The organism is Pseudooceanicola aquaeponti, from assembly GCF_050897975.1.
Classification (GTDB): domain Bacteria; phylum Pseudomonadota; class Alphaproteobacteria; order Rhodobacterales; family Rhodobacteraceae; genus Pseudooceanicola.
In genome coordinates this window covers 509,517-519,603 of the sequence record NZ_JBPAXY010000005.1, presented here as the reverse complement: position 1 = coordinate 519,603, position 10,087 = coordinate 509,517, and the positions used below count along the sequence as shown (strand labels likewise).

Annotated in this window: 8 protein-coding genes; 5 read left to right on the top strand and 3 right to left on the bottom strand. The window is 70.3% G+C overall.

Annotation, left to right across the window (positions count from 1 at the left end):
* Positions 1 to 339 precede the first annotated feature (339 nt).
* The 5 genes from ACRARE_RS14915 (at position 340) to ACRARE_RS14895 (ending at position 6,163) form a co-directional block, all read left to right on the top strand.
* Complete coding sequence (locus ACRARE_RS14915) at positions 340 to 1,941, top strand: di-heme oxidoreductase family protein (RefSeq protein WP_432657240.1); 1,602 nt, start codon at positions 340 to 342, stop codon at positions 1,939 to 1,941.
* Positions 1,941 to 2,942: an imelysin family protein gene (locus ACRARE_RS14910; RefSeq protein ID WP_432657239.1), complete on the top strand. Its 1,002-nt coding sequence runs from the start codon at positions 1,941 to 1,943 to the stop codon at positions 2,940 to 2,942. Before ACRARE_RS14915 ends, ACRARE_RS14910 begins: the two co-directional genes overlap by 1 nt.
* Positions 2,943 to 3,018: 76 nt before the next feature.
* Positions 3,019 to 4,098: a DUF1513 domain-containing protein gene (locus tag ACRARE_RS14905; protein ID WP_432657238.1), complete on the top strand. Its 1,080-nt coding sequence runs from the start codon at positions 3,019 to 3,021 to the stop codon at positions 4,096 to 4,098.
* An 84-nt stretch (positions 4,099 to 4,182) separates the two neighbouring features.
* Positions 4,183 to 4,692, top strand: coding sequence for a hypothetical protein (locus ACRARE_RS14900; protein WP_432657237.1), 510 nt, complete (start codon positions 4,183 to 4,185; stop codon positions 4,690 to 4,692).
* A 241-nt stretch (positions 4,693 to 4,933) separates the two neighbouring features.
* Positions 4,934 to 6,163, top strand: a complete 1,230-nt coding sequence (locus ACRARE_RS14895) for an aminopeptidase P family protein (protein ID WP_432657236.1) — start codon at positions 4,934 to 4,936, stop codon at positions 6,161 to 6,163.
* Between the two features lie 256 nt (positions 6,164 to 6,419).
* Here the strand turns inward: ACRARE_RS14895 and ACRARE_RS14890 are convergent, their stop codons facing one another.
* Genes ACRARE_RS14890 through ACRARE_RS14880 form a run of 3 tightly spaced genes read right to left on the bottom strand, consistent with a single transcriptional unit; the run spans position 6,420 to position 10,072 of the window.
* Entirely contained in the window at positions 6,420 to 7,919 is a 1,500-nt protein-coding gene (locus ACRARE_RS14890) for a patatin-like phospholipase family protein (protein WP_432657235.1), read from the bottom strand.
* A gap of 21 nt (positions 7,920 to 7,940) precedes the next feature.
* Positions 7,941 to 9,311 (bottom strand): sensor histidine kinase, encoded by a 1,371-nt coding sequence (locus tag ACRARE_RS14885; protein WP_432657234.1) that lies wholly within the window; start codon positions 9,309 to 9,311, stop codon positions 7,941 to 7,943.
* Entirely contained in the window at positions 9,308 to 10,072 is a 765-nt protein-coding gene (locus ACRARE_RS14880) for a response regulator transcription factor (RefSeq protein ID WP_432657233.1), read from the bottom strand. Before ACRARE_RS14880 ends, ACRARE_RS14885 begins: the two co-directional genes overlap by 4 nt.
* Positions 10,073 to 10,087: the final 15 nt, after the last annotated feature.

Genomic DNA, 10,087 nt, shown 5'->3' with positions numbered 1-10,087 from the left:
GCGCCCCCTGGGGGCCCCCCCGGTGGGGTGGGGGGGCGGGGGGGGGGCCGCCGCCCGTGGGGCGATCCGGCGCCGGGGGCGGGGGCTCTGCCCCCCTTGAGCCCTGGCGGGCTCAATTCCCCCCGGGATATTTTTGGCAATGAGAAGAGAGGGGCGGGGCGCCTGGGGGTGGCTGCAGGCGCGTGCGGGATCCGGGCAGGGCAGGGGCCTCTGGCGAAAGTGGAGCGCGTCGGGGACCTTGGGCGGGCGTCATGCCGCAGGGGGGAGTCGGGTTTTCTGATTGAACTGGTCAGGAATTAATGGCAAGCCCGGGGGCATCCTGAAGAGCACGAGTTGCCGATGTCCAAGCACCTGACCCACCCGATCCGTCCGGCAGGCAGAGGTCTTGCCTCCGTTATCGCCCTCACGCTGGCCCTGGCGCCGCAGGCCGGCGGGGCCGAGACGCCCGCCCTGGTCGAGGTGCTGAGCGCGCCGATCCTGGACGTGGTGCCGCGTAGCGAGGCCGAGCGGGCGCGCATTGCCGCCGTCACCCGGCCCACCACCGATTTCTCTGCCCCCGAAAAGTTCGAACAGAACCCGGCGGGCGCCGCCACCACCCGGGCGCGCAGCGATCACGACGCCTTCAGCCAGTTCTCGGCCAATATCGGTTTCGAGGGCGAAATGACCTTCAAGCTGGGCAACGGGCTGTTCAAGAAGCTGTGGGTCAGCTCGCCCAGTTCCACCCAGGCCAGCGACGGTCTGGGGCCGCTCTACAATGCGCGCGCCTGCCAGCGCTGCCATCTGAAGGACGGGCGCGGCCATCCGCCCGAGGGGCCCGAGGATGATGCGGTCTCGATGTTCCTGCGCGTTTCCGTGCCCGCGGATGAGGCCGAGCCGATGTCGGAGATCGAGGCCTTCCTGGTTTCGGCGGGGGCGCCGACCGAGGCCCGCACCCGGCCCGATCCGGTCTATGGCGGGCAGATGCAGGACTTTTCCGTGCATGGCCTGCCGGCGGAATACCGTCTGGGCGTCACCTGGGAAGAAGAGGTCGTCGAACTGGCCGGGGGCGAGACCGCCAGCCTGCGTCACCCGAGCTGGCGCGCGGAGGATCTGGGCTATGGCCCGCTTGGCGAGGGTGCCATGCTGAGCCCCCGCGTCGCGCCGCAGATGATCGGCCTGGGCCTGCTGGAGGCTATCCCGGCCGAGGATATCCTGGCCCAGGCCGACCCCGAGGATGCCGATGGCGACGGCATCTCGGGTCGGGCGCAGGTGGTCTGGTCCTTCGAGAACGACCGCCCGGAACTGGGCCGTTTCGGCTATAAGGCAGGCGCGCCCAGCATCAAGGAGCAGTCGGCGGCCGCCTTTGCGGGCGATATCGGCATTTCCACCCCGATCTTCGATGCCCCCTGGGGCGATTGCACCGAGGCCGAGGCGGGCTGTCGCGGCGCACCCCATGGCGATGGCGACGTGCGCGTCACCGAGATCGACGCCGAGGGGCTCGATCTGGTCACCTTCTACAGCCGCAACCTGGCCGTGCCCGAGCGCCGCGATGTGGGTGATCCGCAGGTTCTGGCGGGCAAGCAGGCCTTCTACGAGGCGGGCTGCACCTCTTGTCACACGCCGAAATACGTCACCCACCGGTTGGAGGGGCAGGACGCGCAGAGCTTCCAGTTGATCTGGCCTTATACCGACCTTCTGCTGCACGACATGGGCGAGGGCTTGGCCGATCACCGGCCTGAGGGCCGCGCCTCGGGGACCGAGTGGAAGACGCCGCCCCTTTGGGGGATCGGGCTGACGCCGCAGGTCAACGGGCACAGCTATTACCTGCACGACGGCCGGGCGCGGTCGCTCTTGGAGGCGGTTCTGTGGCACGGGGGCGAGGCTTCACAGGCGCGGCAGAATGTGGTGGACATGGAGCCCGAGACCCGCGCCGCCCTGATTGCCTTCCTGGAGAGCCTCTGATGCGATTTCTGCCTGCCGCCGCCCTGATCCTTGGCCTTGCCACCAGTCCGGCCCGGGCCGATCTGGCCGAGGCGGTCGAAGGGCAGATCCTGCCCGGCACCGCCGCCTTTGCCGCGGCGGGCGCGGCGCTGCGCGATCAGGCGGCGGCGGATTGCGCGCCCGGGCCTGAGCTGCGGGCGGCCTGGAACGGGGCCTTTGACGCCTGGCTGGCCATCGCGCATCTGCGCTTCGGCCCGCTGGAGGTGGACGGGCGGGTCAACGCCATCGCCTTCTGGCCCGACAAGAAGGGCTTCACCGCCCGGATGCTGGGCCAGATGGTCGCCGATCGGGACGCCATCGTCGATCAACCGACCGAGTTCCACGAGCTGTCGGTGGCTGCGCGCGGCCTCTTCGCGCTGGAATACCTGCTTTATGACGAGCAGTTCAGCGGCTACGGGCCGGGCGACTACACCTGCCGCCTGGTCCAGGCCAACGCCGCCGACCTGGCCCGCATGGGCGCCGAGATCAACGCCGAATGGCAGACCGAGGCCGCGCCCGCCTTGCTGAGCGCGGGTGCGGCGGGCAATACCACCTACCTCAGCCAGGACGAGGCGGTGCGGGTGATCTATACCGCCCTGCTGACCGGGCTGGAGTTCAACGCCGACAGCCGTCTGGGCCGCCCCCTGGGCACCTTCGACGCGCCGCGCCCGACCCGGGCCGAGGCGCGCCGCTCGGGCCGGTCTTTGCGCAACGTGACCCTGTCGCTGGAGGCCCTTCAGGAACTGGCCCGGGCGCTGATGGCGCCCGAGGAGATGCCGCAGAGCGAGGCGGCCTTTGCCTCGGTCTTCGAGGCGCTCCAGGCGGTCGAGACACCCGACCTGTCCCAGGTCGGCGATATCTCAGGGCGTCTGAAGGTCGAGATCGTGCAACAGCGCGTGCAGCTGCTGCGCCGCGCGGTCGAGGCCGAGGTCGGCGGGCATTTCGGGCTGTCCGCCGGGTTCAACTCGGCCGACGGCGACTGAGACCGCGCGCGCCCCTCCACTTTGCCCGCGTCGGGCCATCCGGCGCGGGGCCTGCAACCCGGAACGGAGTTTGCCCATGATCCCCCGCCGCGCCTTCCTGGTCGCCATGGCCGCCTCGACCCTGACCCCGCGCCTGAGCTGGGCCGATGCCGGATCCCCCGCCTATCTGGCCTTCGCCAAAGAGGCGGACGGGCAGCACGCGCTCTTCGGGATCGACATCCTGGGCCAGGACGTGTTCCGGGTGCCGATGCCCGGGCGCGGCCATGCGGGCGCGGCCCATCCGGTGGCGCCCGAGGCCGTGGGCTTCGCCCGCCGTCCCGGTACCTTCGCCCGGGTGATCGACTGCGCGCGCGGTGAAGTGCTGCATGAGCTGCACAGCCCCGAGGGGCGGCATTTCATGGGCCATGGCACCTTCCTTCAGGGCGGCGACATCCTGGCCACGCTGGAGAACGACTATCTTACCGCCCGGGGCAAGATCGGGCTGTGGGCGCGCAGCCAGGGCTACAAGCGCGTGGGCGAGATCGAGACCCACGGCATCGGCCCCCATGAGGCGATCCAGATGCCCGACGGCACGCTGGTGGTGGCCAATGGCGGCATCCAGACCGATCCCCGGGTCGAGGACGGGCGCGGCAAGCTGAACCTGCCGACCATGCGGCCCTCGCTGGCCTATATCTCGCCCGAGGGGGACCTGCTGGAGCAGGTGGTCCTGGACCCCGATCTGCATCTGAACTCGATCCGCCACCTGGCCCTGGCCGGGGACGGAACGGTGGCCTTCGCCATGCAGTGGGAGGGCGACGTGATGGATGCGCCGCCGCTTCTGGGGCTGCACCGGCGGGGCTGGGGTGCGGCGCGGCTGGCAGAGGCGGATCTGGGCGAGCAACTGGCGATGCAGGCCTATGCGGGGTCGGTCGCCCTGTCCGGCGACGGGCAGTTCTTCGGCATCACCAGCCCGCGCGGCGGGCGGCTGCACATCTTCGACCGGCAGGGGCAGTTCGTCACCGCCCATCACCGCCCTGACATCTGCGGCCTGGCCCCGGGCCCCGAGGGGTTCCTGGCCACCGACGGGCTGGGCGGGGTCTGGCACGCCACCGTGACCGAGTTTCAGCCCTTCGCCCACGCGGCCCGCGCCTGGGACAATCATATCGTCACCCTCTAGAGGCGGGGCCAGGGCAGGGCCGGGCGGCACGGTTGATCGCGGTGCGGCCTGAGCCTAGGCTGGACGGACACCCCGGAGGACCAGATGCCGCCCCGATCTTTCGCCGCCCCCTGGCTGTCCCGTCTGGGCGCCCTGACACAGGCTGCCGTTCTGGCCGCGTTGCTGGCCCTTAGCCCGAAAGGGGCCGCCATGGCCGACACCCCCGCCGCCCTCGGCACCGATCCCGTGCTGATGCTGGATTTCTCCGTCGCCCCGGATGGCGGCCCGCTGAACTATTTCCTGGTGCCCGAGGGCGTGACCACCTTCTGCGCCCTGGGCGAGGGGCAGGATCCGGCGGCGCGCGCCAAGGCCGAGCCCGAGGGCGCGCCCTTCTACGCCCGGCTGCGGCAAACCCCGGTGGCCGCGGCGCACCTGCGCGTGGCCGCCTTCGACGCCCAGGGCCAGCTGCTGCTGGAACTGGAGGTTGAGGAGAAGCGCGAGGACGGGCTTTGGACCCTGCTGTCGGGGGTCGAGGCCGTCTGTGCCGCGCCTGAAGGGATCACTGCCCGCTTTTCGATCTTTGAAGGCAAGCTGGTGGCGCTGATCGAGCCCTGAGGGGCGGCCTGCCCAAACTCTGGGCGCTGCCGCAGCGGGCGCGAGGGCGCCTGGCCGGGGCGCTGCATTTTCTCCTTTGCCGGGGTCGCGCGCTGCGGCTAGAAGGTCCACACGGACCCGCGCGACGATGGCGTCGGCGCGCATTCGCGGTCCCAAGGTTCACCCCTGTCCTGTACGCCCGGACGTTTGCGCCGGGTCGTGGACGTCTCTCCCGCTCCGGCCTCCGGATAAGGATTGAGACATGGCCGATCTGGCAACCCAACTGAACACCCGCGTCGATACCTTCACCTGCCACAATGGCGACAAGGCCCCGTTGCCCTTTTCCGCCGCCGAATACGCCGCGCGTCTGGCGCGGCTGCGCGGCATCATGGCCGAGATGGACCTGCCCGTGGTCGTGCTGACCTCGATGCACAACATCGCCTATTACTCGGGCTTCCTCTATTGCAGCTTCGGGCGGCCCTATGCCTGTGTGGTGACGGCTGAGGCCTGCACCACGGTCAGCGCCAATATCGACGCCGGTCAGCCCTGGCGGCGCAGCCATGGCGAGAATGTCATCTACACCGACTGGCAGCGCGACAACTACTGGCGCGCGGTGCGGGACCTGGCGGGCGGCGCGCGCCGGGTGGGGATCGAGGGCGATCACCTGACCCTGGCGCAATCGGCCAAGCTGGCCGAGTTCCTGGGCGCGCCCGAGGTGGTCGATGTGGCCCCGGCCACCATGCAGGCGCGGATGATCAAATCTGCCGAGGAAATCGCCCTGATCCGCGAAGGGGCCCGCATTGCCGATCTGGGCGGCGCCGCGATCCGTGCCGCGATCCACGAGTGCGCGCGCGAGATCGACGTGGCCATGGCGGGCCGCGACGCCATGGAGGCCGAGATTGCCCGCGCCCATCCCGACAGCGAGCTGCGCGACACCTGGGTCTGGTTCCAGTCGGGCCTCAACACCGACGGCGCCCATAACCCGGTGACCACCCGGGCGCTTCAGATGGGCGACATCCTGTCGCTGAACTGCTTCCCGATGATCTCGGCCTATTACACCGCGCTGGAACGCACCCTGTTCCTGGGTGAGCCGGACGCGGCCAGCCTGAAGATCTGGCAGGCCAATGTGGCCACGCACGAGCTGGGCCTGTCGCTGATCAAGCCGGGCATCAGCTGTGCCCAGATCTGTGACGAGCTGAACCGCTTCCTGGCCGACGAAGGCCTGCTGCAATACCGGTCCTTCGGGTACGGCCACAGCTTCGGCGTGCTGTCGCATTACTATGGCCGCGAGGCGGGGCTGGAGCTGCGCGAGGATATCGACACGGTGCTGGAACCGGGCATGGTGGTCTCGATGGAGCCGATGCTCTGGCTGCCCGAGGGGATGCCGGGCGCGGGCGGCTACCGCGAGCATGACATCCTGGTGGTGGGCGACGAGGGCGCCGAGAACATCACCAAGTTCCCCTATGGCCCGGGGTCGAACATCATCGCCTGAGGGCGGCGCAGGGCGGGGATTTCCCCGCCCTCCTTTTCAAGGGCGTCTACCCCGGTCTGCGCTCAAGTGTGGATGGCTTTGTGGGAAGGGACGCGCCCGACCCTGGGGGGGCGCCTTGGTCCCCGTCCGCTGCGGTGGCCCATCAAAGCATCAATGCCGCGCAGGCTTTGTCCGACATCGCCATGCGCCCTCCCGGGGGGAGGGTCGGGCGCGGCCCGGGCTTTCAGCCCGTGCCAGGGGACGGGCGGAGAGCGTGTTACTCCGAGGAGACCGGGGCAATCGGCCGCGCCCCGCCTACCGGCGCGATGCGCCGGGCGGTGCCGGCGTCGATGGCCGACAGCCGGTCGGTGCCATAGCGCGCGGTCGAGGCGAGAAAGCCGTTCACCTCGGGGTTCTGCCGTGTCGTGCGGCGGCCCGCCGAGATCGACAGGTCGACCTCGGCCTCTTCCAGCGCCAGCCGGGTGGGGATGGCGTTCAGCCGGTCCTCCATCTGCCCGCCCAGGTCGTCGAAACTGACCATGCCGACGAAAAACTTCAGATCGCGGCAATCCCAGCCCGCCGCCGAGCCGCGCAGCCGCGCCACCTCGGCCAGGGTCAGGGAACAGCGGTAGTCGACCAGATCCTCTTGCCAGCGGTCCAGTTGCAGACGCATGGCGTCAAACCCGGTGCGCGAGGCCGCCGTCATCGCCGATTGCACGATGGCCCGCGCCAGCTGCCCGCCGCCCGGGCCCTGCATCCGCGTCGTCCAACCGTTGGGCTGTTCGACGCCCGCATCGGCCACCAGGAACAGCAGCCGCGACAGCTTTACCGCCTCGCGGGCCGAAAGCGGCGCGTGCGGCGCCTCGGCGCGGGCGCGTTCCACCGCCAGGCCGGTGGTGCCGAAGTTGTCGGTGATGCCCCCGTCCAGCAGTTTGACAAAGCGCATGTCGGGATCGCTGGCATAGCTTTCCAGCGCCGCCGCATGGGCGCGCATGGCGCCCGTCGCCTCGGAATTATAGCGCGCCGCGGTCAGCCAGTCGGGTGGGCGATAGGCGCAATCGCCCTGGTGGGTGTCCACCACGATGGGCGAAAAGACCAGCGGATAGGCCGCCGAGGCCGCCACGGCGTCGGAAATCGGAAAGCGCGCCAGGTCGGAACACAGCGCGTCGAAGGTTTCCGGCGTGAACAGGAAGGTGGTCTGATTGGCCACATCGGTGGCATTGATCCAGGTGGTGATCGAGGACCGCCGCGCCAGATCGCCGAAGGTGGCGCCGTGAAACAACGCCTCGTCCAGGAACCGCCCGAAGGTCTCGCGCCCGTTGGCCCCGCCCGAGACGCCGCGGGCGATGGTCACCGGGTTGATCGGGTTGTTGGCCATATAGCGTTCGGCGTCCTGCACCAGGTATCCGTCGCGGTAACGATCCACGCCCCCGGCGCCGTAAAGCCCGTAATAGGCCGCCGTGACCGACCCGCCCGAGACGCCGGTGACCAGCCGCAGTTCCGACAGGATGCCGTCGGGATCGCCGGGGCGGGCGGTCATGGCGCGCAGCTCTTCCACCACCCCATGGGCAAAGGCCGAGGCGCGCATCCCGCCGCCCGAGAAGGCCAGGCCGACCCATAGCTCTTCGTCGCCCGCAGGCGTAGCGCGGGCGGTATCGTTGGGGCCGCTGTCGCGCAGCTGGTTCAGCGGCGGGTTCAGCACGGCACAGGCCGACAGGCCAAGGGCCAAAGCGGGGGCGAGGCAGCGGGGCGCGAAAAGGCGTTTGACAGAAATCATGCAGGGCCCGTGATCGGGGGATCAATCCTGTGACAGCTTAGGCCAGGCGATCTGGATCGTGAAACCCCTTTCGCTTGCCGGCAGGTCCAGTTTGGCGCCGTGGCGGGTGGCGATCGCCTGCACCAGCGCCAGGCCCAGCCCGTGCCCGGCCACGTCGCGGTCGCGCTCGGCGCGCACGAACCGGCGGGTGATCTCGGCCCGCTGCGCCTCTGGCAGGCCGGGGCCGGTGTCGCTGACCCGCAGCAGGAGGTGCGCGCCCTCGGGGTGCAGCGACAGGGTGACGGCATCGCCGGGGCGGCAGAATTTCAGCGCGTTCTCCAAGAGGTTGGTCAGAAGCTGGGCAATCAGGTTCCGCTCGCCCAGCACCTGTAGGTCCGGGGTCAGATCCGCGCCCAGGGTCAGGCCCCGCTCTTCGGCCAGGGGCTGGTAAAGGTCGTGGATCTCGGCCACCAGCGCCGACAGATCCACCGGCACCAGCCCGGGGCGGGCGCCCTGCGCGGCCTCGGCGGCCGAGATGTCCAGCAGGGCGTTGAAGGTGCGGGTGGTGGCGTGGATCTCGGCCTCTAGTGCCTGTTTCTGCGGCGCGGGGGCATCCAGGGCGCGGATCTGCTGCAACAGGCGGTTGAGGGGCGTGCGCAATTCGTGGGCGATGGTGTCCGACAGGCGCTGCGTGGCCCGGTTCAGCGCCTCGATCCGGTCCAGCATGGCGTGCACATGGGTTTCCAGCGTGCCGAATTCATCGCCCGCGCGCGGCCCTGGCAGCCGCGCCGACAGATCCCCCGCCGCCACCTGATCGGCCAGCCGGTTGACCCGGGCGATCCGCGCCAGCACCCAGCGAGAGGTCAGCCAGCCCGCCAGCAGCGCCAGGGCCACCAGCCCGGCGGCCACCGGCCAGATCACCCGGCGCAGCCCGGCCAGGGTCTCTTCCCGCGCCGTTTCGGCCCGGGCAGTCAGGAAACGAAAGCCGCCCGGCAGTTCCCGCGCGATGCCGCGATAGCGGATCTCGGTCCCGCCCGGCCCCAGAGGCAGGGCATAGCGCAGCACCGGGGCGGGATCAAAGCGCGCGCCCTGGGGCGCGATGTCCACCGGCCAACCGCCGATATTGCCCGCCAGCTTTACGCCTGCGCGATCCTGAAGCAGGTACAGCGCTACCTGCGGCGCGCTGCTGCGCGAGCGAAAGTCGATGGCCTGGCGCAGGGCGGGGATGCGGCGTTGCTGATAGGTGGCGGCGAAGGCGTCCAGGTCGGCGCGCAGCAGCTCGGCCTGGCGGGCCTCCAGCGCCCGGGCGGTGACGCGGTATTGCAGACCCATGGCCGAGAGCGACACCAGGATGATCCCGGCGGCAATGGCCAGGGTGACCCGCAGGCTGGCAGAGGGGGCGGGGCGCCTCATGCGCCGGGCGGGGTCGGATCGGAGGGCGGGGCGCGCAGCGGGTCAAAGACATAGCCCGCGCCGCGTTCGGTATGGATCACCGGGTGCCCGGCGGCCTGTTCCAGCTTGCGCCGCAGGCGGCCCACATGCACGTCCACCACATTGGTTTGCGGGTCGAAATGCAGGTTCCAGACCTTTTCCAGCAGCTGCATCCGGGTCACCACCTCGCCCGCGTTGGCGGCAAAGAAGGTGATCAGGTCGAATTCCTTCGGGCTGACCGGGACATGGGTGGCGCCCAGGTGGACGGTGCGGGCCTTGAGGCGGATTTGCAGCGCGCCAAAGCTGATCAGGTCGTTGTCGATCACCGTCATCTGGGCGCGGCGCAGCAGGGCGCGCAGGCGGGCGCGCAGCTCGTCAGGGTCAAAGGGTTTGGCCAGATAGTCGTCGGCGCCGCGTTCCAGCCCCTCGATCTTGTTCGCCGCCCGGCCCAGGGCCGAGACGATCAGCACCAGCGCGGTGGAGCCTGCGGCGCGGATCTTGGCCAGGGCGTCGATGCCGTCGCCGCCGGGCAGCATCCGGTCGAAGACGATGACGGCAAAGCCCCCGGCGGTGGCCGCCGCCAGCCCCTCGTCATAGGTGGTGACCCAATGGGGATCGGCGCCCAGGTCGCGGGCGGCGGCGGAAACGGCCTGCCCGGCGGCGCTGTCATCCTCGACGATCAGGATGCGCGGCGACAGGCCGGGCGGGGTCGGGTCGGCGGCGGTCTGGGCGGGGTGGGTCATGGGCGTGGGTCCGGG

Coding starts and splice junctions, on each gene's coding strand:
- ACRARE_RS14915 (WP_432657240.1), top strand. CDS start 340: ATGTCCAAGCACCTGACCCACCCGATCCGTCCGGCAGGCAGAGGTCTT.
- ACRARE_RS14910 (WP_432657239.1), top strand. CDS start 1,941: ATGCGATTTCTGCCTGCCGCCGCCCTGATCCTTGGCCTTGCCACCAGT.
- ACRARE_RS14905 (WP_432657238.1), top strand. CDS start 3,019: ATGATCCCCCGCCGCGCCTTCCTGGTCGCCATGGCCGCCTCGACCCTG.
- ACRARE_RS14900 (WP_432657237.1), top strand. CDS start 4,183: ATGCCGCCCCGATCTTTCGCCGCCCCCTGGCTGTCCCGTCTGGGCGCC.
- ACRARE_RS14895 (WP_432657236.1), top strand. CDS start 4,934: ATGGCCGATCTGGCAACCCAACTGAACACCCGCGTCGATACCTTCACC.
- ACRARE_RS14890 (WP_432657235.1), bottom strand. CDS start 7,919: ATGATTTCTGTCAAACGCCTTTTCGCGCCCCGCTGCCTCGCCCCCGCT.
- ACRARE_RS14885 (WP_432657234.1), bottom strand. CDS start 9,311: ATGAGGCGCCCCGCCCCCTCTGCCAGCCTGCGGGTCACCCTGGCCATT.
- ACRARE_RS14880 (WP_432657233.1), bottom strand. CDS start 10,072: ATGACCCACCCCGCCCAGACCGCCGCCGACCCGACCCCGCCCGGCCTG.